This window comes from Pseudomonas sp. B414 (assembly GCF_055408445.1).
Window position 1 is genome coordinate 124,115 of the sequence record NZ_JBUZTQ010000006.1, and the last position, 23,056, is coordinate 147,170.

Consider the following 23,056-nt stretch of genomic DNA (forward strand, 5'->3'; position numbering starts at 1 on the left):
GCAGAAAATCGCCATCTTTTCAGTAGTGTCGACTTGCCATTGTAAGGTGCGGCATGTAGAGTGTTCGTCGACTGTCTCCAATAGTCGATGTCGATATATTAAAAACCCGCACCTCGACGGAGGCTGCGGGTTTTTTTTGTCTGGGTTTTTTCAAAAGTATCTAACTGTTACTTCATTCATCAAACAAAATTGATGAAATAAAAAACCCGCCTTTTGAGGGGCGGGTTTTTAGCTCAACCTGCGATGAGCCTAAGCCCATCGCAGCTATCAATCACGAAGCAATTAAGCTACGTGGCTGATGACACCGTTCGCGAAGGTTACTTGCGAAATGTCAGTTACGCCGGTCAGGGTGATGACCGAGACGCCGTCAGGGTGGTTGCCCAAAACGTTGTCGCCAACAGTGGTGCTACCGATAACCGAAGTTTCGATAACAGCTTTGACGCTGTTGTCAGCGGCTTTGAAGAAGAACACTTCTTTCGCGTTGTTGTCAGCCTGAGCGATACCGTTCGCACCCAGGGTGGCAGACTTGTTCAGAGTGTAGCCTTCGCCGATGTACAGAGAGTCGCCACCAGCGGTCAGAGTCAAAGAACCGTCAGCGCCAGTAACTTTGTTCTGTGCGAAGTAGAAAACTTCAGCTTTGCTGTCGTCTGCAACAACAGACAGTGCGCCGGCAGTTTCAACCAGAACGTCGTCAGCTACGAGCTTGTCAACAGCAGCTTTATTAGCGTCGGTGGCAGCTTTGTAGCCGTCGGTGATGGTCTTGTAGGACGAATCCAGAGCATCCAGAGCTTTCGAGGAGGCAACTTTCGACTGGGCATCAGTGTTGTGAGCCAGAGCTTTGATCCAGTCAGAACCAGCAGTGCTTGCAGCGCCAGTTGCGTCTTTCAGGTCGTTCAACGGCTTCGCAGCTTCAGCCTGAGCAGCTACGGCTTTCTGGTTGGCCAGGTCTTTGTCAGAAATGGCGGTAACGCTGTTGAAGTTGGTAACCGAAGCAAAGGAAGCTTTGGTGTTAGCGATAACAGCGGCAGAAGCAGTGGTGCTGGTCAGAGCGTCGTAGACAGTCTGAGCAGTCGCTGCTGCATCAGCAGGAGCTGCGCTTGCAGTGATACCAGCGTCGGCCAGTGCTTTAGTCCAAGCTGCGGTGTTCGCTGGGTTAGTAGCGAAGGCAGACAGAGTGCTAACAGCTTGAGTTTCGTCGGCAGTGGTGATAGCTACGTTTGCTTTCACAGCAGCCAGAGCAGCGGTGTAGGCAGTAACGTGAGCAACCGAAGCCTTGTCAGCAGCTGTCAGAGCAGTGCGCGCATCAACCAGATCTTCAGCAGTAACTTCAGCAGCTGCAGTCAGAGTTTTAGTATCGCCCAGACCTACACGTGCAGCAGCCAAGTGAAGACCCAGCTCAGTGTTAACATCGCCAAATTTCGCGCCAGCTTTCAGGGTAGTGTCCTGATTGGCGATGTTTGCATCGGCTTTAGACAAATCTACCAGCTTGTTTTCCAGAGCCAGCAGGTCAACTGCTTTAGTAGTTTCGAAAGTGGTTACAGCTGTATCAGCAGCAACAGAAGCTTTCAAGTTAGCTACAGCAGCTGGCACAGCGATGCCGCTCAGCGAGCCATCAGTCAGCATGTCCAGAGCAGCACCAACGGAAGCGCCGTCTGCAACGACGTCGGCGATGATAGCTTTGGCATCAGCTGCCAGGTACTTGTCCCCAGCGGTGGAGGTGTATACTTCGGAAACCAGAACCTTGTTGGTGATGACTTTAGAGTCATCAGCGCCAGCGCCGTTTACGAAAGCAGTCAGCAGCTGGTCAGCGTTGACGCTGGCGCCACCACCGGTAGTCCAGTATTCCAGGCCAGCAGCATCCGGGGCACGACCGAACAGGTTGTTGTAGATCTTGATAACGGTGTCTTGACGGGACAGGCCAGCGTAAGCGTCCTGGTACTCAGCTTGCTCGTTAACGAAGTTAGCGCGCAGGTTTTCCAGGGTCAGGGTTGCGTTGTCAGCGTTCAGCTCGTTCAACCAGTAGTCCAGACCAGCTTTGTCTGCAGCGCGGCCCAGGTAAGCAACATACAGCTGTTGAATCTGTGCAGTAGTAGTAGCCATTACGGTTTCATCTCCAATATGAGTCGATATTCCTATCAGGCATCCACCTGGATAGAAGGCCCCGGGGCCTTCAGCCTGATCGCCATTTCCCATCTAGGATTTGGCAATTTATTAGACAGCGAAATTCGCTGACATCTCTGTCAGCTACGGTTCATAGGTGTTTGTAACCCCAATCAAACACATAGCATACAGTCGCTCGAGGATCATACATGGCAATATGGCTCCATAACAATAGGAAAAAGCCATCGCTGCATGACATCTCACACCTGTATCGTCCCGTCCGCCCTAAGCTTGAGTGCGGACACCATCTAGATTGTCAGCGCATGACGAGAGTTCAAGAAAAGCTACCGCTGTCTGTAAAGACGCGTCGTAGGCGATTTTTCGACCAAAAACTTTAGCATTAATCAGATGGATAAGGTGCGAGCAATTGCTTCATGGTAGTTACATGGCTGTACGAAATTTAACCAGTCGACAATGCTATTGTACAAAATCCGACCAATAGACCAGTCATCCGGCGTCATTATCACCGCGAGCATCAGTTTAATGAACTCTTCATTTCGGTCGATTGCATCCAGGGCGCCGTGCAACGTTGTCGGCGACATCTATAGCACCCCGCTGTTCGACCCAGTTAGAAAGCTCCAGGATGGCAGCCTCGAGAGCAAGTTGATTTTCGTTGATCTTGAACAGCAGGGAAGGGTGCAGGTCCGAGTTTGGCATAACGATTCCTCCGTGGATCTGCTGAAAGCGTAGCAGGGGTAATCTTGATTGTCGGATGGGTGTGCGGTCGGCAGAACGCCGTGGCGGGCTGGGCCAATTTCTGGGCCAGTCATGCGGGGAATGGCGTGGTAATGCGGGGAATTGGCAAGGGCGCCAGCCCCTATATAAAGGATGAAAACCCCACCAAACCACAGAGCACCGTCATATATAGAAGGCTCGATCGTATGCGAGGATTAGCGTTGGATTGGCCCTGCTACGGCAGGGTTTCTATGCAGAGCCTATTTTGTGTAACAATACCAACACGTTAGGGTGCTCGTGGAGAGTTCCCAGCAAGCGCATTTTAGTACAGCGGTTAGTACATTGGTTTTTCGGTTTGTATCGCAGGCCTTGTACGGTAAGGGCTTCAGGCTTTGATTTGATTCCCTCCGTCCGCACCAAATTTGAATAGAGCCGCTTGTAGCGGCTTTTTTCTTTGGTTTTAACTGTTTGCTTCTTGAAGCGGGCAGGGCTGTAAACGCGCTATGGTGGGCGTAGCTCAGTTGGTAGAGCACGGGATTGTGACTCCCGTTGTCGAGGGTTCGATCCCCTTCGTCCACCCCATATTTAAAGAAAACGCCAGATTAACCATCTGGCGTTTTTTTGTATCTGCATTTTGAGAAACTGACATAAGGGCGCCCTGTGCCGTCCCGTTTGCTGCATGCTTAGCGTCCACTGCGATTTGTGTGACAATGCGCGCAGATTGGGGCAGCATCCAAAGGATGCCCGCTATCGGCAATTGATCAATGCGCGCTTCTATCTATATATAGAAGCCCGGCCGGATAGCAGCTTTTACTTAATTTCTGTCGGGCGTTTCCCAGGGTGTTTGCGGTAGGGTGACTTCTTGAGTTTGACCCACTAGAATGCTTGCCCTTGATTATGGGGTCGGAAACGGCCGGCTAATGTCTGTGCAACGAGGAATATCCATGCAAGTTTCTGTTGAAAATACTTCCGCTCTTGAGCGTCGCATGACCATTGGCGTGCCAGCTGAGCGTATTGAGGCTGAAGTCAACAAGCGTCTGCAACAGACTGCCCAAAAGGCCAAGATCCCGGGCTTCCGTCCAGGCAAAGTGCCAATGAGCGTAATCCGTCAGCGTTACGAAGCTGATGCGCGCCAGGAAGCGCTGGGCAATGTAGTCCAGTCTTCGTTCTACGAAGCCGTAGTTGAGCAGAAGCTGAACCCGGCTGGCGCTCCTTCGATCGAGCCTAAGGTTTTTGAAAAGGGCAAGGATCTGGAATACGTTGCTACTTTCGAAGTATTCCCTGAATTTGAAGTAACCGGTCTGGACACTATCGCTATCGAGCGCCTGAGCGCCGAAGTGGCTGATGCCGACCTGGACAAGATGCTGGACGTGCTGCGCAAGCAGAACACCCGCTTTGAAGTGACTGACCGTGCTGCCCAGAACGATGATCAGCTGAACATCGACTTCGTTGGCAAGGTAGACGGCGAAGTATTCGCTGGCGGTTCCGCCACCGGTACTCAGCTGGTTCTGGGTTCGGGCCGCATGATTCCTGGCTTCGAAGAAGGCCTGGTAGGCGCCAAAGCCGGTGAAGAACGCGTTCTGAAACTGACTTTCCCTGCTGACTACCAGAACCTGGATCTGGCTGGCAAAGAAGCCGAGTTCACCGTAACCGTGAATACTGTTTCCGAGCCTAAGCTGCCAGAACTGAACGAAGAATTCTTCGCCCAGTTCGGTATCAAGGAAACAGGTCTGGAAGGTTTCCGCGCCGAAGTTCGCAAGAACATGGAGCGTGAGCTGCGTCAGGCCATCAAGTCCAAGGTCAAGAACCAGGTAATGGACGGCCTGCTGGCTGCCAACCCGATCGAAGTTCCAAAGTCGCTGCTGTCCAACGAAGTTGACCGTCTGCGCGTGCAGGCTGTTCAGCAGTTCGGTGGCAACATCAAGCCAGACCAACTGCCGGCCGAGCTGTTCGAAGAACAAGCCAACCGCCGCGTAGTTCTGGGCCTGATCGTGGCTGAAGTGGTCAAGCAGTTCGACCTCAAGCCTGACGAAGATCGCGTTCGCGAAATGATTCAGGAAATGGCTTCCGCTTACCAGGAGCCAGAGCAGGTTGTAGCTTGGTACTACAAAAACGACGCTCAATTGAACGAGGTTCGTTCGGTTGTGCTGGAAGAGCAAGTTGTGGATACTGTTCTGCAGAAGGCCAAGGTGACCGATAAAGCGGTCTCTTACGAAGAAGCTGTCAAGCCGGTGGAAGCTCCACAAGCCGACTGATTTCTGACTCGTTAGAAAACACAACCATAAGCCAGCCTCGAGCTGGCTTATGCGTATCCAGACAAGACTATTTGGGAGTGACTGCCGGACATGTCCCGCAATTCTTATATTCAGCAGAACTCTGATATCCACGCCGCTGGCGGCCTGGTCCCGATGGTTGTCGAGCAGTCCGCCCGTGGCGAGCGCGCTTACGACATCTACTCGCGCCTCCTGAAGGAGCGAATCATCTTCCTGGTCGGCCCTGTAGAAGACTACATGGCCAACCTGGTGGCTGCGCAGCTGCTGTTCCTTGAGGCCGAGAACCCGGACAAGGACATCCATCTGTACATCAACTCCCCGGGCGGTTCGGTGACTGCAGGCATGTCGATCTACGACACCATGCAATTCATCAAGCCGGACGTGTCGACCATCTGTATCGGCCAGGCCTGCAGCATGGGCGCCTTCCTGTTGGCCGGTGGCGCACCGGGCAAGCGTCACTGCCTGCCGAACTCGCGCATGATGATTCACCAGCCGCTGGGCGGTTTCCAGGGGCAGGCGTCGGATATCGACATTCATGCCAAGGAAATCCTCAACATTCGTCATCGTTTGAACTCGCTGCTGGCTTTCCATACGGGCCAGACTCTCGAAACCATCGAGCGCGACACCGAGCGTGACAACTTCATGAGCGCCGAGCGTGCAACCGAATACGGTTTGATCGACTCTGTGTTCAGCAAGCGTCAAATGCCCGCTTAAGCAGCTCAAATGGGGGTGGTTGGACTAACCGACCACCTGCGGGCTTGAAAAAGCCCGCAGTTGCCTTCATCTTGTGTTGCAAGCCTATCGGATTTGGATCGATCGAATGACTGACACCCGCAACGGCGAGGACAACGGCAAATTGCTCTATTGCTCCTTCTGTGGCAAAAGCCAGCATGAAGTGCGCAAATTGATTGCCGGCCCCTCGGTCTTTATCTGCGACGAATGCGTTGACCTGTGCAATGACATCATCCGTGAGGAGGTGCAGGAAGCCCAGGCCGAGAGCAGCGCGCATAAATTACCATCGCCAAAAGAAATCAGCGGCATCCTTGATCAATACGTCATTGGTCAGGAACGTGCCAAAAAGGTTTTGGCTGTAGCGGTGTACAACCACTACAAGCGCCTCAACCAGCGTGACAAGAAGAACGACGACGTCGAACTCGGCAAGAGCAACATCCTGCTGATCGGCCCGACCGGCTCGGGTAAGACCCTGCTGGCAGAAACCCTGGCTCGTCTGCTGAATGTGCCTTTCACCATCGCTGACGCAACCACGCTGACCGAAGCCGGTTATGTGGGCGAAGATGTTGAAAACATCATTCAGAAGCTGCTGCAGAAGTGCGATTACGACGTAGAGAAAGCCCAGATGGGTATTGTCTATATCGATGAAATCGACAAGATTTCGCGCAAGTCTGACAACCCTTCGATTACCCGTGATGTTTCCGGTGAAGGTGTGCAGCAGGCCTTGCTCAAGCTGATCGAAGGCACCGTGGCTTCCGTACCGCCGCAAGGTGGTCGCAAGCACCCGCAGCAGGAATTCTTGCAGGTTGATACCCGCAACATCCTGTTTATCTGTGGTGGTGCGTTCTCGGGCCTGGAAAAGGTTGTACAGGCTCGCTCGACTCGCGGCGGCATCGGCTTCAGTGCCGAAGTGCGCAGCAAGGAAGAGGGCAAGAAGGTTGGCGAATCCCTGCGTGAAGTTGAACCTGACGATCTGGTCAAGTTTGGTCTGATCCCGGAATTCGTGGGTCGTCTGCCTGTTCTGGCAACGCTCGACGAGCTGGACGAAGCTGCCTTGATGCAGATTCTGACCGAGCCGAAGAACGCGCTGACCAAGCAGTATGGCAAGTTGTTCGAGATGGAAGGTGTAGATCTCGAGTTCCGTGCCGACGCCCTGAAAGCCGTGGCCAAGCGAGCGCTTGAGCGCAAGACTGGCGCCCGTGGCCTGCGTTCGATTCTCGAAGGCGTGCTGCTCGATACCATGTACGAAATCCCCTCGCAGTCCGAGGTGAGTAAAGTGGTGATCGACGAAAGCGTTATAGAAGGTAAGTCCAAGCCGTTGTTGATCTATGAAAACAACGAAGCGACTGCCAAGGTTGCACCTGACGCGTAAATGCAGTGCCGGGCATTACATTTTGCGTGTTAAAGAAGGGGCCTTCGGGCCCCTTTGCTTTTCCTGTCGTTCAACGCTTGTTTTTTTTCAAGACTGCCCCCATCTTGGCTTCAAGCTTACATCCATCTGATTACGGCCTTATGGCCGCCGTAGAGGCGAAATCATGAAGACAACCATCGAATTGCCTCTCCTGCCATTGCGCGATGTTGTGGTTTATCCGCACATGGTGATCCCACTGTTCGTGGGACGCGAGAAGTCGATCGAGGCCCTTGAGGCTGCGATGACGGGCGACAAGCAGATTTTGCTGCTTGCGCAAAAGAATCCTGCTGACGATGATCCGGGCGAAGACGCCCTGTATCGTGTCGGTACCATTGCTACTGTACTGCAACTGCTCAAACTCCCGGACGGCACGGTTAAAGTGCTGGTTGAGGGTGAGCAGCGCGGTGCGGTTGAGCATTTTGGCCAGGCAGATGGTTATCTGAGTGCCGAAGTCTCCCTGATTGACGAAGTGGCTGCCCCGGATCGCGAATCCGAAGTGTTTGTGCGCAGCCTGCTTTCCCAGTTCGAGCAATATGTGCAACTGGGCAAAAAAGTTCCGGCCGAGGTGCTGTCATCGCTTAACAGCATTGATGAGCCAAGCCGCCTGGTCGATACCATGGCTGCCCATATGGCACTCAAGATCGAGCAGAAGCAGGAAATCCTCGAAATCATCGACCTGCAGGCCCGTGTTGAGCACGTTCTGGCGCTGCTGGATGCCGAGATCGACCTGCTGCAAGTTGAAAAACGCATCCGTGGCCGCGTCAAAAAGCAAATGGAGCGCAGCCAGCGCGAGTACTACCTGAATGAGCAGATGAAGGCCATTCAGAAAGAGCTGGGTGATGGTGACGAAGGTCACAATGAAATCGAAGAGCTGAAAAAGCGTATCGATGCTGCCGGTTTGCCTAAGGATGCAATGGCCAAGGCCCAGGCCGAGTTGAACAAGCTCAAGCAAATGTCGCCAATGTCTGCAGAAGCCACCGTGGTGCGCTCCTACATCGACTGGCTGGTGCAGGTGCCGTGGAAGGCCCAGAGCAAGGTGCGTCTGGATCTCAAGCGCGCTGAAGACATCCTGGATGCCGACCACTATGGTCTGGATGAAGTCAAAGAGCGGATTCTCGAATATCTCGCTGTGCAAAAGCGCGTGAAGAAAATTCGTGGCCCGGTTTTGTGCCTGGTCGGTCCTCCGGGTGTGGGTAAAACCTCGCTTGCCGAGTCCATTGCCCATGCAACAAACCGTAAATTCGTACGTATGGCCCTGGGTGGCGTGCGTGACGAGGCGGAAATTCGTGGCCATCGCCGTACTTATATCGGTTCGATGCCAGGAAGATTGATTCAAAAGATGACCAAGGTTGGCGTGCGCAACCCGCTGTTTTTGCTCGATGAAATCGACAAAATGGGCAGTGACATGCGTGGCGACCCGGCTTCGGCATTGCTTGAAGTGCTCGATCCCGAGCAGAACCACAATTTCAACGACCATTACCTCGAGGTCGATTACGACCTGTCCGATGTGATGTTCCTGTGTACGTCCAACTCGATGAACATCCCGCCAGCCTTGCTGGACCGCATGGAAGTCATTCGTTTGCCGGGCTACACCGAAGACGAAAAAATCAATATCGCTGTCAAATACCTGGCCCCGAAACAAATTGAAGCCAATGGCTTGAAGAAGGGCGAGCTGGCGTTTGATAACGAAGCCATCCGCGACATTATTCGCTACTACACCCGTGAAGCCGGTGTACGGGGGCTTGAGCGCCAGATTGCGAAGATCTGCCGCAAGGCGGTCAAAGAGCATGCGATGGAAAAACGCTTCGCGGTTACTGTGACTTCAGAGCTGCTTGAGCACTTCCTGGGTGTAAGAAAATTCAGCTATGGTTTGGCTGAAGTTCAGGATCAGATCGGTCAAGTGACCGGTCTGGCCTGGACTCAGGTGGGCGGCGAATTGTTGACCATCGAGGCGGCGGTTGTGCCTGGCAAGGGTCAGCTGATCAAGACCGGTTCGTTGGGCGATGTGATGGTTGAGTCGATCACAGCTGCTTTGACGGTGGTCCGCAGTCGCGCCAAAAGCCTCGGTATCCCGTTGGATTTCCACGAAAAACGCGATATTCACATCCATATGCCGGAAGGCGCGACACCGAAAGATGGCCCTAGCGCCGGTGTGGGCATGTGCACCGCTTTGGTCTCTGCTTTGACGCTGATTCCAGTGCGTGCGGATGTTGCCATGACCGGTGAAATTACCCTGCGTGGTCAGGTACTGGCCATTGGTGGTTTGAAGGAAAAATTACTGGCCGCCCATCGTGGTGGTATCAAGACGGTAATTATTCCTGAAGAAAATGTTCGTGATCTGAAGGAAATTCCTGACAACATCAAACAGGATCTTCAGATCAAACCAGTTAAATGGATTGACGAGGTCCTGCAAATTGCGCTGCAATACGCGCCGGAGCCCTTGCCGGATGTGGCTCCCGAGATTGTTGCCAAGGACGACAAGCGAGAGTCTGACTCTAAGGAAAGAATTAGCACGCATTAATATGGCTTTGCCTGATGGGCTTGTTGACGCGTTTTGGAGCCCTTGTTATAAAGCGGCTCATAAGTGTCAACAAGTGCTTCAGCAGTCGTCTGCTTTTACCAAAAAACTTTAGAAACATTCTCAGATAGATATAAGGGGACTTAGAGTGAACAAGTCGGAACTGATTGATGCTATCGCTGCATCTGCTGATATCCCGAAAGCTGCAGCTGGCCGTGCGCTGGACGCAGTAATCGAATCCGTCACTGGCGCTCTTAAGGCTGGCGACTCTGTGGTACTGGTAGGTTTTGGTACTTTCTCTGTAACCGATCGTCCTGCTCGCATTGGTCGTAACCCACAGACCGGTAAAACGCTTGAAATTCCTGCTGCTAAAAAACCAGGCTTCAAAGCCGGTAAAGCACTGAAAGAAGCGGTTAACTAAGTTTCTGTAACACCTTTTACCCAACCGGGTCAGGCGCACGCCAGGCTTGGCAGCGGAGCGGTAGTGCAGTCGGTGGTAACATCGACATGTCACGCCGGGGGTCGCGGGTTCGAGCCCGGTCCGCTCCGCCAGTTACGAGAAGGCGCATCCTCGGATGCGCCTTTCTTCTATCCGGACTCTACCCACGCTCCACGGTTGCTCATTATGCAAGACCGTTTCTGGGGGAAGCATGCTGCAAAATATCAGGGACAATTCACAAGGCTGGATTGCCAAGACCATCATCGGTGTCATCGTCGCGTTAATGGCGTTGACCGGTTTCGATGCCATTTTTCAAGCCACCTCTACCAGCCAGGATGCCGCCAAGGTTAATGGCGAAGAAGTCACCCAGGTTGAGCTGAGCCAGGCCGTTGACATGCAGCGCCGTCAGCTGCTGCAGCAGTTGGGCAAGGATTTCGACTCGTCGTTGCTGGATGAAAAAATGCTGCGTGAAGCGGCCCTCAAAGGGCTGATCGATCGCAAGCTGTTGCTGCAAGGTGCCAAAGACGCGAAATTTTCGTTCTCTGAAGCTGCTTTGGACCAAGTCATTCTGTTGACCCCTGAATTTCAGGAAGACGGTAAGTTCAGCCCTGAGCGTTTCGACCAGGTGATTCGTCAACTGGGTTACGGTCGCCTGCAGTTCCGCAATATGCTTGGCGAGGAAATGCTGATTGGTCAGCTGCGTGCCGGTCTGGCTGGCAGCGGTTTCGTGACTGATGAGCAGGTGAACGCCTTTGCCCGTCTGGAAAAACAGACGCGTGATTTCGCTTCTCTGAACATCAAGGCCGATCCGGCGGCGGTGAAACTGACCGACGCTGAAATCAAGGCTTACTACGACGAGCACGCCAAAGAATTCATGACACCTGATCAGGTGGTGATCGACTATATCGAGTTGAAGAAATCCGCATTCTTTGACCAGGTAGCCGTGAAGGATGACGAGCTGCAAGCCTTGTATCAGAAGGAAATCGCCAACCTGGCCGAACAACGCCGGGCTGCGCATATCCTGATCGAAGTGAACGACAAGGTCAGCGACGAGCAGGCCAAGGCCAAAATTGCCGAGATTCAGCAGCGTCTGACCAAGGGTGAAAGCTTCGAGGTTCTGGCCAAGGAGTTCTCGCAGGATCCAGGCTCGGCCGCCAATGGCGGTGACCTGGGCTTCGCAGGCCCTGGTGTTTACGATCCTGTGTTCGAAACGGCTGTTTATGGGTTGAAGCAGGACCAGGTTTCGGAGCCGGTGCGTACCAGCTTCGGTTATCACCTGATCAAGCTGCTGGGCGTTGAAGCACCTGAAGTGCCGAGCTTTGCCAGCCTGAAAGACAAGCTCACCCATGACCTGAAAACCCAGCAGGTTGAACGCCTGTTTGTCGATGCGACCAAGCAATTGGAAGACTCGGCGTTCGAAGCGTCCGACCTGGCTCAGCCAGCTCAAGAGCTCAAGCTGACCGTGCACACCTCTGCGCCATTTGGTCGTGAAGGCGGCGAAGGTGTCACTGCCAATCGCGCTGTGATTCAAGCCGCATTCAGCACCGAAGTGATGGATGAAGGTGCGAACAGTACCGCTCTGGAGCTCGACCCTGAGACCGTAGTGGTATTGCGCGTCAAGGAGCATCGCAAGCCAGAGCAGTTGCCGCTGGAGGCTGTAGCCTCGAGCATTCGTGCACAACTGGTTAAGGAACACGCCAGCGCTGCGGCGAAAACCCGTGCTGAAGAAATCATCAAGGAACTGCGCGATGGCAAACTGCCGTTGAACCAGCCCGTTGATGGTCAGTCGTGGAAGGTTCAGGAAGCGGTTGCCCGTGGTCAGGAAGGTATTGATCCTGCCGTGCTGCAAGCGGTGTTCCGTATGCCAAAACCTGCAGCCAAGGACAAGCCGACATTTGGCAGCGTCACCCTGGCTGATGGCACTGTGGTTGTTCTGCGTTTGAATGGTGTCAACGATGCCGTTGCACCGACTGAAGAAGAGAAAGCGTCGTATCGTCGCTTCCTCGCTTCGCGTGTTGGCCAGCAAGACTTTGCTGCCTACCGCAAGCAGTTGGAAAACGAAGCCAAGGTTGAGCGCTACTAAGCGTTCTGCCTGCTTCACTAAAAATGGCCGCTCATTGAGCGGCCATTTTTTATGGGCGCAGAGTGGTGGTTATTTCATTTGCTGCGTATGCGCATGCTGGCTATCGACTGGCGCCTGGGCTCGCTGGTTGAGGCTGTAATCGCGCACTACGTGGGCAATGCGCAAATGATAGTCGTTGAAAACCTGCGCTCGACCTTCGGCCTGGGCCATTCGATGCTACTCCAGTGTGCGCCACTTCTGGATCGATTCTTCGTCACGCCAGAATGACAATGACAGCAGCTTTCCCGGTTCGCCCAGGCTTTGAAAGCGTTCGATGGATATAAAGCCCTCCAGCTCGGCCAGCAGGGGCTTAAGCTCGCCAGCGAGGTCCAGATAACGCTGGTAGTGCTGCTCATGCGGCCAGGCTTCAAAAATCACGGCAATCATTGTTAAGACTCCAGGCTGTTGCTAAATAACGGGATTCGGCCATTGAGCGAAGGCAGGTAGCTCCAGCTCAATGGCTGGCTCAGTGGGGCTCCCGGTTGTTGCAGCAATAATGAAAGGGTGTGGGCAGCAATCGTCAGCGCTATTGGCTGGCCCGGGCATTGATGCCTGGCATGGCCGAAGCTGAAACTGCGTCGCTGGCCGCGCTTGAGCAAAAAGCTGTCCGGGACCGGGTTCGCGCTGGCGTCCCTGTTGGCCGAGGCCAGCAACAGCAGAACCGTATCGCCTGCTTGTAAAAGCGTATCGCCGATGGTGCATTGACGGGCTACGAAGCGCCGGGTGTTCTGTACCGGTGAGTCGTGGCGGGCCACCTCGGCAACCAGCTCGTTGACCAGTTCCGGAGTACGGGTCAGCGCTTCGAGCAATTCGGGGCGTTGCTGCAGCGCTATAAGCGTGTTGCCGATCAGGCCGGCGCTGGCTTCGCAGGTCTGTGAGAGCAGGCCGATCAAATTGGCAATCAGTGCGTCATGATCTTGCCAGTCACTGGCTTTGAAGAAATTACACATATCAGAGAGAAAATTGCTTCTCTGCTGCCCCTCGCTGAGCAGCATGTCCAGCATCTGGCTCAAGCCGGTCGCCGCCACGTGCGCATTATGCAGTTGAGCGGCATTGCTCAATGGCGAGAGGCAAGCCACAAAGTCACGGGTCAGCTTTGCAACGGTTGGCAATTGCTCCTGCTTGAACCCCATCAAGGCGGCCAGTACTGAAACCGGCACGTTGAATATCAACCTGTTCAGGCCTTCGGCACTGTGCTCAGCGCGACCTGCAAGGCTGCTGGTGAGTGCCATCACTTGGTCCGCTGGTACTTCCAGCAACGCGGGTTCGATGATGGCCCTGGGGCACTGATGGCGCGTTCCTTCATTCATGCGCATTAACCCGGCAAATACGCGCCCGGCTGCGCCTTTGGCGATTGCTGGTGGAACCGGTTCATGGGCGGGCCGTACCCGGCAATCGGGGTGTTGCAAGATGGCCTCTACTGCACTGGCTCCGCATGCGACCCAAAGGCCAAGCCCGCTATCGAAATAAAGATCGCTTTTTTGCCTGAGCTGCGCGTAATAAGGGTAAGGGTCGACGTGTGTGGCTGCCTCAAGGGGTGTCATCAAGAGCGTCCTGTTCAGTGAGAACGGGTAATCTCTCGCATTCACTCTGCCTACGATTCGCTCAGGAGCGAAATATGGATGTTTCAGGTCATGACGCTGATATCTCCCGGGTTGCTGCAGCCATTGCTGAGCCTGCCAGGACGAAGATGCTTTGTTCGCTGATGGGTGGTCATGCGCGTACCAGCACCGAGCTGGCTGTGATTGCCCAGGTGGCCGCATCAACGGCCAGTGCGCATCTGGCCCGGCTGAAAGAGGAGGGGCTGGTCAAGTTGCAGGTGCAGGGGCGTCATCGTTACTACAGCCTGGCTGATGGCCATGTTGCCCGGGCGATTGAAGCACTTATGGTGGTCAGTAATATCACCATGCCACAGTTTGTTTCCACGGCCCCGGATCGCCTGCAGTTTGCCAGAACCTGCTATGACCATATGGCCGGGACGCTGGCGGTTGGTCTGCATGATTTTTTTATCGAGTCTGCCTGGCTGGTGACTTCGGTATGCGCTGACGGCCGGTATGAACTTACCCCTGATGGCGAGAAGGCCCTGTCGGGTTTGGGTATGCGGATCGATACCTTGCGAACACAGCGTCGTCGTTTTGCCTGTGCTTGCCTGGACTGGAGCATGCGTCGGCCTCATCTTGCTGGCACGCTGGGTGCTGCCTTGCTGCAAATGTCCATTGCCCGCAAATGGGTGGTTCAGGATCTGGATAGCCGGGCGCTTGGAGTGACTGCCAAGGGGCAAAAGGAGTTTTTCAGCCGTTTTGGCATCGGTTTTTGAACAGGGCATGGCTTAACGTAAAACGCCCGATGCAATCACTGCACCGGGCGTTTTTGAGTAGCGCTGGTAACGAAGGGTTTATTCTTCGAGGCTGCCCATGGCGGTCGTGTTGAAGCCACCGTCTACGTACATGATTTCGCCGCTGATGCCCGACGCCAGGTCGGAGCACAGGAAGGCGCCGGCATTGCCGACTTCGTCGATGGTGACGTTACGACGCAGTGGGGTCTGCGCTTCGTTGGCCGCCAGCATTTTGCGGAAGTTCTTGATACCCGAGGCTGCCAGGGTACGGATCGGGCCAGCCGATACGCAGTTAACACGTGTGCCTTCAGGGCCCAGGCTGCCTGCCAGGTAACGTACACCGGCTTCCAGGCTGGCTTTGGCCATGCCCATCACGTTGTAGTTAGGCATGGTGCGCTCGGCGCCCAAGTAGGACAGGGTCAGCAGGCTGCCGTTACGGCCTTTCATCATCGGGCGGCCAGCCTTGGCCAGGGCCACGAAGCTGTAGGCGCTGATGTCGTGAGCAATGCGGAAGCCTTCACGGGTTGTAGCGTCGGTGAAGTCGCCATCCAGTTGGTCGCCCGGGGCGAAACCTACGGAGTGAACGATGCAGTCCAGACCGTCCCACTTTTTGCTCAGGTCTTCGAAGACCTTGGCGATTTCTGCATCGCTGGCAACGTCGCAAGGGAAGCACAGTTCAGGGTTCGAACCCCAGCCTGCTGCGAACTCTTCAACACGGCCTTTCAGCTTTTCGTTCTGATAAGTGAAAGCCAGCTCGGCGCCTTCACGGTGCATGGCGGCAGCAATGCCAGAAGCGATGGACAATTTGCTAGCGACACCAACGATCAGTACGCGCTTACCGGTGAGAAAACCCATGTGTTGTTCCTCTATCAGGTTAATCGACAGCCACTGGTGCCAAAAAGGCGGCTTCCAGCAGCTGTTGTGTATATGGATGTTGCGGTGAGGCAAAGATACTTTGCGCATCACCCTGTTCGACCACTTGGCCATGCTTGACCACCATCAATTGGTGGCTCAGCGCTTTGACGACAGCCAGGTCATGGCTGATAAACAAATACGTCAGGTTGTGCCTGGTTTGCAGCGAGCGCAAAAGCTCAACCACCTGGCGTTGTACTGTGCGGTCCAACGCTGAGGTCGGCTCGTCCAGCAAAATCAACTCCGGTTTCAAAACCAGTGCCCGGGCAATGGCGATTCTTTGCCGTTGTCCGCCTGAAAACTCATGAGGGTAACGGTGCCGGGTTTGCGGATCCAGACCTACTTCTCGCAAGGCTTCAATAATTGCAATTTCCTGCTCTGCCTCCGTGCCCATGCGGTGGATGCGCAAACCTTCACCGACAATCTCGCTGACGCTCATGCGCGGGCTGAGACTGCCATACGGGTCCTGGAACACCACCTGCATTTCCCTGCGCAATGGCCTGACTTCTTTCTGCGACAGACAGTCTAGCCGTTTGCCTTCAAAACTGATCAGGCCCTTGCTGGCAATCAGACGCAAAATCGCCAGGCCCAGGGTCGACTTGCCTGACCCGCTTTCACCCACAATCCCCAGGGTCTGCCCCTGTGGCAGGCTGAAGTTGATGCCGTCGACCGCTTTCACGTAATCAACGGTTTTGCGCAGCAGGCCTTTTTTGATCGGGAACCAGACTTTCAGGTCCTCGACTTGCAGCAATGGCGGGCCGGCAACGGTGTTGGCCGGGCCTCCACTGGGCTCTGCACTGAGCAGTTCCCGGGTGTAAGGATGCTGCGGCGAACGGAACAGCTGTTCGCACGATGCTTGTTCGACGATTAAACCGCGCTGCATGACACATACGCGATGCGCAATTCTTCGCACCAGGTTCAAATCGTGACTGATCAGTAACAGCGACATGCCCAGGCGGGCCTGCAGATCCTTGAGCAAGTCGAGGATTTTGAGCTGTACGGTCACGTCCAGTGCAGTGGTGGGTTCGTCGGCAATCAGCAGTTCGGGCTCATTGGCCAGGGCCATGGCGATCATCACGCGCTGCCTCTGGCCGCCTGAGAGCTCGTGTGGCAGCGCCTTGAGGCGCTTGTGCGGCTCAGGGATGCCTACCAGCTCGAGAAGCTCCAGCGTGCGTTGTGTGGCAGCCTTGCCGGTAATGCCCTTGTGGATGCCGAGCACTTCATTGATTTGCTTCTCAATGCTGTGCAGCGGGTTCAGCGAGGTCATGGGTTCCTGAAAAATCATCGCAATGCGATTGCCGCGGATAGTGCGCAGCTTTTTCTCGTCCAGGCTCAGCAGGTCCTGGCCACCATAGGTGATGCTGCCACTGGGATGGCGTGCAAGCGGGTAGGGCAACAGCCTGAGGATCGAGTGCGCGGTGACCGATTTGCCCGAGCCGCTTTCGCCGACCAGGGCCAGGGTTTCGCCGCGCTTGATATCAAAACTGATGCCTTGTACCGCAAGCTGTGGCTGCTCACCGGAGACAAACTCGACGGAGAGATCGCGTACTTCGATCAGATTGTCCTGCGTCATCTCATTTCCTCGGGTCGAAGGCATCGCGAGCGGACTCACCGATAAACACCAGCAGGCTGAGCATTATCGCCAGTACGGCGAATGCACTCATGCCCAGCCAGGGCGCTTGCAGGTTGGACTTGCCCTGGGCAACCAGCTCACCCAGGGACGGCGCACCCGGCGGCAGGCCGAAACCGAGAAAGTCCAGGGCCGTCAGGGTGCCGATGGCGCCGGTCAGGATAAACGGCATAAAGGTCATGGTGGAAACCATGGCGTTGGGCAGGATATGGCGGTACATGATGGCCATGTCCTGCATACCCAGGGCGCGGGCGGCGCGCACGTATTCCAGATTGCGCCCACGGAGAAATTCGGCACGGACTACATCCACCAGGCTCATCCACGAAAACAGCAGCATGATGCCCAGCAGCCACCAGAAGTTGGGCTGCACGAAGCTGGCGAGAATGATCAGCAGGTACAGCACGGGCAAGCCTGACCATATTTCCAGAAAACGCTGACCGGCAAGGTCGACCCAGCCGCCATAAAAACCCTGCAGTGCCCCGGCGATCACGCCGATGATGGAACTCAGGACGGTCAGGGTCAGGGCGAACAGCACCGAGATGCGAAAGCCATAAATCACCCGGGCCAGCACATCGCGGCCCTGGTCATCGGTGCCCAGCCAGTTTTCTGCTGAGGGCGGTGCAGGGGCGGGGACTTTCAGGTCGTAGTTGATGCTCTGATAGCTGTAAGGGATGGGCGGCCACACGACCCAGGCATCTTTCTTGGCCAGCAGTTCACGGATATACGGGCTTTTGTAGTTGGCTTCGAGGGGGAACTCGCCGCCAAAGTCGGTCTCGGGGTAGCGCTTGAGCGCCGGGAAGTACCACTCGCCGTCGTAATTGATCACCAGGGGTTTGTCGTTGGCGATAAATTCGGCGTTCAGGCTCAACCCGAACAGCACCAGAAAGATCCACAGCGACCACCAGCCACGCTTGTTAGCTTTGAAGCGGGCAAAACGGCGTCGATTGAGGGGGGATAATTTCATCTCAATGCTCCCTGCTTTCAAAGTCGATACGTGGATCAACCAAGGTGTATGAGAGGTCACCGATCAGCTTCACCACTAGCCCGACCAGGGTAAAAATAAACAGGGTGCCAAATACCACGGGGTAATCGCGATTGATCGCGGCTTCGAAGCTCATCAGGCCCAGGCCATCGAGGGAGAAAATCACTTCGACCAGCAACGAGCCGGTAAAGAAAATCCCGATAAAAGCCGACGGGAAACCCGCGATCACCAGCAGCATGGCATTGCGGAACACGTGCCCGTAGAGCACGCGGTGGTTGGTCAGGCCCTTGGCTTTGGCGGTGACTACGTACTGCTTGTTGATCTCGTCGAGAAAGCTGTTTTTGGTCAGCAGGGTCATGGTGGCGAAGTTGCCGATCACCAGCGCGGTAACGGGCAATGCCAGATGCCAGAAGTAATCGAGGATCTTGCCACTCAAGCTCAGTTCGTCAAAGTTGTTGGAGGTCAGGCCGCGCAAGGGGAACCAGTCAAGGTAACTGCCCCCGGCAAACAGCACGATCAGCAGGATGGCAAACAGAAAGGCCGGGATGGCATAGCCGACGATGATCAGCGAACTGGTCCAGACATCGAAGTGGCTGCCGTGGCGCGTGGCCTTGGCGATCCCCAGGGGGATCGACACCAGGTACATGATCAGGGTGCTCCATAACCCCAGCGAGATGGAGACTGGCATCTTCTCCTTGATCAGGTCGATCACCTTGGCATCGCGGAAAAAACTCTCGCCGAAGTCCAGTTGGGCGTAGTTTTTGATCATGATCCACAAGCGTTCCGGCGCCGATTTGTCGAAGCCGTACATCTTTTCGATTTCCTTGATCAGCTCCGGGTCCAGCCCCTGCGCGCCGCGATAGTTGGAACCGGCTACGGACACTTCCGAACCACCACCGGCGATACGGCTGGTGGCACCATCAAAGCCTTCGAGCTTGGCGATCATCTGTTCAACCGGGCCTCCGGGGGCAGCCTGGATAATGATGAAGTTAATCAGCAGTATCCCGAACAGCGTCGGAATGATCAGCAGCAGTCGCCTGAAAATATAAGCCAGCATTTAGGGCTCCTGGCTCGCGCTTGCGGGTTTAGAGGGGGTGACAGCCTGGGCATCAGGTTTGGCCCACCAGGTGGCGGTACCAATATCGTATTTTGGGGTGACTTCGGGATGGCCGATATGGCTCGAATAGGCCACGCGCCAGGTTTTGATATGCCAGTTGGGAATCACATAGAAGCCCCACTGCAACACGCGGTCCAGCGCCCGGGCATGGGTGATCAGGCTTTGCCGGGACTCGGCGTTGATCAGGCCTTCGGTCAACTGGTCGATCGCCGGGTCCTTGAGGCCGATAAAGTTGCGGCTGCCGGGTTTGTCGATACTTTGCGATTCCCAGTATTCGCGCTGTTCGCTGCCCGGTGAGCTGGACTGCGGGAAGCTGCCGACAATCATGTCGTAATCGCGCGAGCGCAGGCGGTTGAGGTACTGGGAGGTGTCGACACGACGGATCTGCAAGTCGATGCCCAGGTCGCTGAGGTTGCGCTTGAACGGCAGCAGGATGCGTTCGAATTCGGTTTGTGCCAGCAAAAACTCGATCTTCACCGGTTTGCCCTGGGCGTCGACCATCTTGTCATCGACGATGCGCCAGCCGGCCTCTTGCAGCAGTTGATAGGCGCGGCGTTGTTGCTCGCGAATCATGCCGCTGGCATCGGTAACGCTTGGCTTGAACACCTCAGTGAAGGCCTTGTCGGGGATCTGCCCGCGCAAGGGTTCCAAAATGGCCAGCTCGGCTTCGGTGGGCGGCGCCTTGGCGGCCATTTCCGAGTTTTCGAAGTAACTGCCGGTACGCGCATACGCGCCGTTGAACAGCTGCTTGTTGGCCCATTCAAAGTCGAACAGCAGGCTGAGCGCTTCGCGCACACGCACATCCTGGAACACGGGTTTACGCAGGTTGAAGATAAAACCCTGCATGCCCGTCGGGTTGTGGTTGCGGATTTCTTCTTTTTTCAGGCGGCCCTGGGTAAATGCCGGAGCGTTGTAGGCACCGGCCCAGTTTTTGGCGCTGATTTCCAGCCAATAGTCGAATTGCCCGGCCTTGAGGGCTTCGAAAGCGACGCTGTTGTCGCGAAAGTAGTCGATGGTAATGGCGTCGAAGTTGTACAGGCCCTTGTTGATGGGCAGGTCCTTGCCCCAGTAGTCCTTGTTGCGCTCGTAGCGGATCGAGCGCCCGGGCTTGATTTCGGCAATGGTGTAGGGACCGCTGCCTGGCGGGACTTCAAGGTTGCCCTTGCCGAATTCCCGGGTTTCCCACCAATGCTTGGGCAAGACCGGAAGCTGGCCAAGAATCAGTGGCAGTTCGCGGTTCTTGTTGTGCTTGAAGGTGAACTTCACTTGCAGAGGGTTTTCCGCAATGGCCTGGTCGACATCGCTGTAATAGCCCTTGTACAACGGTGAGCCGCTTTTCATCAGGGTATCGAAGCTGAACACCACGTCTTCGGCGCGCAGCGGGTGGCCATCACTGAATTTTGCTTCAGGGCGCAGGTAAAAACGCACCCAGCTGTTGTCCGGGGCTTTCTCGATTTTCTCGGCGATCAAGCCGTAGGACGTGAATGGCTCGTCGAGGGTTTGCCGGGCCAGGGTGTCGAAGGTCAGTTCAATATCGTCAGCCGGGACGCCTTTGTTGATAAAGGGGTTGAGGCTGTCAAAGCTGCCCAGCGCCGATTTGCGAAAGGTCCCGCCTTTGGGCGCGTTCGGGTTGACGTATTGCACATGCTTGAAATTGGCCGGGTATTTCGGTGGCTCGTCGTAGAGGGTCAGGGCATGTTGTGGGGCGGCCAGTGCCGCGCAGGCAAAACCGGCCAACAGCAAGCCGGCAAGGGGCTTGAGCAACGTATGCACAGGCATCATTGTTTTTTCTCCGTAGGCTTAAGCCACCACGCGCTAAGGCCCAGGGTATAGGGCGGCGTAGTCACAAAGGCGAACCGGTTGCGGTACGCCAGGCGGTGATAGTTCAGATACCAGTTGGGAATCATGTAGTGCTGCCACAGCAGCACGCGGTCCAGGGCGCGCCCGGCGGACAACTGTTCGTCGCGGGTTTGCGCGGCCAGCAGGCGTTCGAGCAACTGATCCACGACCGGGCTGGCCACCCCTGCGTAATTTTTGCTGCCCTTGACCTTGGCCTGGCTCGAGTGGAAATACTGCCACTGCTCAAGGCCGGGGCTCAGGGTCTGATCGAGGGTCATCAGGATCATGTCGAAATCGAATTGATCCAGGCGCTGTTTATATTGGGCGCGATCCACGGTGCGTAGCCGGGCGTCGACACCGATGCTGGCCAGATTTTCCACATAGGGCTGCAGGATGCGCTCAAGGTTGGGGTTGACCAGCAGTATTTCGAAACGCAGCGGTTTGCCTTCGCTATTGAGCAGGCGTTGACCGGAGAGTTTCCAGCCGCTTTCACCCAGCAACTCCAGTGCCTGACGCAGGGTTTCACGGGGTATGCCACGACCATCGGTTTGCGGCAGGGCAAAGGCCTGGTTGAACAGTTCGGGCGGTAGTTGGCTGCGCCAGGGTGACAGCATCAGCCATTCATGCCCCTGGGGGATGCCGCTGGCCGAGAACTCGCTGTTGGGGTAGAAGCTCGCCGCGCGTTTGTAGGCACCGTTGAACAGGGTGCGGTTGGTCCATTCAAAGTCGAACATCAGGCCCAGGGCCTCACGGACTTTATCTTGGTCAAAGGTTGCGCGGCGGCTGTTCATAAACAGCCCCTGGGTTTGCGTCGGGATCTGGTGGGTGATTTCGGCCTTGATCACTTCGCCACGGCGCACGGCGGGGAAGTTGTAGCCATTGGCCCAGTTTTTGGCCTGGTGTTCGATATAGATGTCGAATTCCCGGGCCTTGAAGGCCTCGAAGGCAACATCGCTGTCGCGGTAGAACTCCACTTCAACCCGGTCAAAGTTGTATTTGCCGCGGTTGACCGGCAGGTTGGCGCCCCACCAGTTTTTCACATGTTCAAAGACCAGCTGGCGGCCGGGTGTGACCTTGGTAATGCGGTAAGGGCCGCTACCTAGGGGTGCCTCGAAGGTGGTGGCTTTGAAGTCGCGCTTTGCCCAGTAGTGCTGAGGCAGTACGGGCAATTCGCCCAGGCGCAAAATCAGCAAGGGGTTACCTGCGCGCTTGAATACAAAGCGTATGCGCTTGGGCCCCAGAATATCGACCCGCTGCACTTCTTGCAGATTGGTCCGGTACTGCGGATGACCTTCTTTTAGTAACAGGTTGTAGGAGAAGGCCACGTCGTAGGCCGTTATCGGCACGCCGTCATGAAAACGGGCCTCGGGCCGCAGGTTAAAGACCACCCAGCTGCGGTCTTCGTTGTACTCCACCGACTGGGCGATCAAGCCATAGCTGGACGTGGGTTCGTCGCCGGAAGGGGCGTACTGGCCAGTACCGGCCATCAGGGTTTCATTGAGTTCATTGACCCCGTATTGCAGGAAGTTGGGGGTCGATACCGGGCTGGTGCCTTTGAAGGTATAGGGGTTGAGCGTGTCGAAGGTGCCGAATGCCATGACCTTCAAGGTGCCGCCTTTGGGCGCGTCAGGGTTTACCCAGTCGAAATGGGTAAAGGTGGCCGGGTACTTGAGTGTGCCGAACTGTGCATAACCGTGGCTTTCGCTCAGGGTTGCACTTGCGGGGAAGCTCAAGGCCAGGCTGATAAATAGCGTAAGGAGGGGACGCGTCAAGGCAGAGATCCGATCCAGGCATTGGGCTTAGGGTTTCCGTACAGTAACAGCTTGTATCTGTGGGAAAAAGGCCACGCTGGAAAGCACTGCGGGCAAGCTGCGTCCTACTTTTGTGTAGGAATCAGCTTGCCCGCAAGGA

The 23,056-nt window shown here is 55.6% G+C and carries 15 protein-coding genes, 1 tRNA gene and 2 pseudogenes; 8 read left to right on the top strand and 10 right to left on the bottom strand.

Annotation, left to right across the window (positions count from 1 at the left end; translation table 11 throughout):
- Positions 1–282 precede the first annotated feature (282 nt).
- Together ACZRMH_RS07695 and ACZRMH_RS07700 are read right to left on the bottom strand one after the other, a co-directional pair.
- The gene (locus ACZRMH_RS07695) at positions 283–2,100 is read right to left on the bottom strand and encodes a DUF4214 domain-containing protein (protein WP_464012889.1); all 1,818 of its coding nucleotides are present in this window, start codon (positions 2,098–2,100) and stop codon (positions 283–285) included.
- A 509-nt stretch (positions 2,101–2,609) separates the two neighbouring features.
- Positions 2,610–2,817 (bottom strand): annotated as a pseudogene (locus ACZRMH_RS07700) (hypothetical protein); the annotation flags it as partial.
- 524 nt (positions 2,818–3,341) lie between these two features.
- Between ACZRMH_RS07700 and ACZRMH_RS07705 the strand changes: the two are divergent.
- The 7 genes from ACZRMH_RS07705 to ACZRMH_RS07735 all read left to right on the top strand — a co-directional run bounded on the left by ACZRMH_RS07705 (position 3,342) and on the right by ACZRMH_RS07735 (position 12,291).
- Positions 3,342–3,417 (top strand) — tRNA-His (locus ACZRMH_RS07705).
- A 362-nt stretch (positions 3,418–3,779) separates the two neighbouring features.
- Entirely contained in the window at positions 3,780–5,090 is a 1,311-nt protein-coding gene (gene tig / locus ACZRMH_RS07710; RefSeq protein WP_464012890.1) for a trigger factor, read from the top strand.
- A 90-nt stretch (positions 5,091–5,180) separates the two neighbouring features.
- Positions 5,181–5,822, top strand: coding sequence for an ATP-dependent Clp endopeptidase proteolytic subunit ClpP (gene clpP / locus ACZRMH_RS07715; protein WP_464012891.1), 642 nt, complete (start codon positions 5,181–5,183; stop codon positions 5,820–5,822).
- Positions 5,823–5,928: 106 nt separating this feature from the next.
- On the top strand, positions 5,929–7,212 hold the full coding sequence (gene clpX / locus ACZRMH_RS07720) for an ATP-dependent Clp protease ATP-binding subunit ClpX (protein WP_016782313.1): 1,284 nt from the start codon (positions 5,929–5,931) through the stop codon (positions 7,210–7,212).
- A gap of 163 nt (positions 7,213–7,375) precedes the next feature.
- Positions 7,376–9,772 carry an endopeptidase La gene (gene lon / locus ACZRMH_RS07725; RefSeq protein WP_464012892.1) on the top strand — a complete coding sequence of 799 codons (2,397 nt, stop codon included), beginning with the start codon at positions 7,376–7,378 and terminating at the stop codon, positions 9,770–9,772.
- A 145-nt stretch (positions 9,773–9,917) separates the two neighbouring features.
- Positions 9,918–10,190: an HU family DNA-binding protein gene (locus tag ACZRMH_RS07730; RefSeq protein ID WP_016782315.1), complete on the top strand. Its 273-nt coding sequence runs from the start codon at positions 9,918–9,920 to the stop codon at positions 10,188–10,190.
- 229 nt (positions 10,191–10,419) lie between these two features.
- Complete coding sequence (locus tag ACZRMH_RS07735; RefSeq protein WP_464012893.1) at positions 10,420–12,291, top strand: SurA N-terminal domain-containing protein; 1,872 nt, start codon at positions 10,420–10,422, stop codon at positions 12,289–12,291.
- 69 nt (positions 12,292–12,360) lie between these two features.
- Here the strand turns inward: ACZRMH_RS07735 and ACZRMH_RS07740 are convergent.
- Both ACZRMH_RS07740 and ACZRMH_RS07745 read right to left on the bottom strand, forming a co-directional pair.
- Positions 12,361–12,717: pseudogene (locus tag ACZRMH_RS07740) on the bottom strand (antibiotic biosynthesis monooxygenase family protein).
- Positions 12,718–12,719: 2 nt separating this feature from the next.
- The gene (locus ACZRMH_RS07745; RefSeq protein WP_464012894.1) at positions 12,720–13,640 is read right to left on the bottom strand and encodes a cytochrome P450; all 921 of its coding nucleotides are present in this window, start codon (positions 13,638–13,640) and stop codon (positions 12,720–12,722) included.
- A 308-nt stretch (positions 13,641–13,948) separates the two neighbouring features.
- On the opposite strand from ACZRMH_RS07745, the gene ACZRMH_RS07750 reads away from it, so the two are divergent.
- Positions 13,949–14,647 carry an ArsR/SmtB family transcription factor gene (locus tag ACZRMH_RS07750; RefSeq protein ID WP_464012895.1) on the top strand — a complete coding sequence of 233 codons (699 nt, stop codon included), beginning with the start codon at positions 13,949–13,951 and terminating at the stop codon, positions 14,645–14,647.
- A 78-nt stretch (positions 14,648–14,725) separates the two neighbouring features.
- Here ACZRMH_RS07750 and fabI read toward each other — a convergent pair whose 3' ends face one another.
- From fabI to ACZRMH_RS07780, 6 genes are read right to left on the bottom strand one after another with little or no spacing between them, the layout of a single operon-like run.
- Entirely contained in the window at positions 14,726–15,520 is a 795-nt protein-coding gene (gene fabI / locus ACZRMH_RS07755) for an enoyl-ACP reductase FabI (protein WP_464012896.1), read from the bottom strand.
- Positions 15,521–15,539: 19 nt separating this feature from the next.
- A complete protein-coding gene (locus ACZRMH_RS07760; RefSeq protein ID WP_464012897.1) occupies positions 15,540–17,150 on the bottom strand; it encodes an ABC transporter ATP-binding protein in 1,611 nt (536 codons plus the stop codon).
- A gap of 1 nt (position 17,151) precedes the next feature.
- Positions 17,152–18,171: an ABC transporter permease gene (locus ACZRMH_RS07765; RefSeq protein WP_464012898.1), complete on the bottom strand. Its 1,020-nt coding sequence runs from the start codon at positions 18,169–18,171 to the stop codon at positions 17,152–17,154.
- A gap of 1 nt (position 18,172) precedes the next feature.
- Positions 18,173–19,246 carry a microcin C ABC transporter permease YejB gene (locus ACZRMH_RS07770; protein ID WP_464012899.1) on the bottom strand — a complete coding sequence of 358 codons (1,074 nt, stop codon included), beginning with the start codon at positions 19,244–19,246 and terminating at the stop codon, positions 18,173–18,175.
- Positions 19,247–21,088 carry an extracellular solute-binding protein gene (locus ACZRMH_RS07775; RefSeq protein ID WP_464012900.1) on the bottom strand — a complete coding sequence of 614 codons (1,842 nt, stop codon included), beginning with the start codon at positions 21,086–21,088 and terminating at the stop codon, positions 19,247–19,249.
- Entirely contained in the window at positions 21,085–22,917 is a 1,833-nt protein-coding gene (locus ACZRMH_RS07780) for an extracellular solute-binding protein (RefSeq protein ID WP_464012901.1), read from the bottom strand. Before ACZRMH_RS07780 ends, ACZRMH_RS07775 begins: the two co-directional genes overlap by 4 nt.
- Between the last annotated feature and the right edge of the window lie 139 nt (positions 22,918–23,056).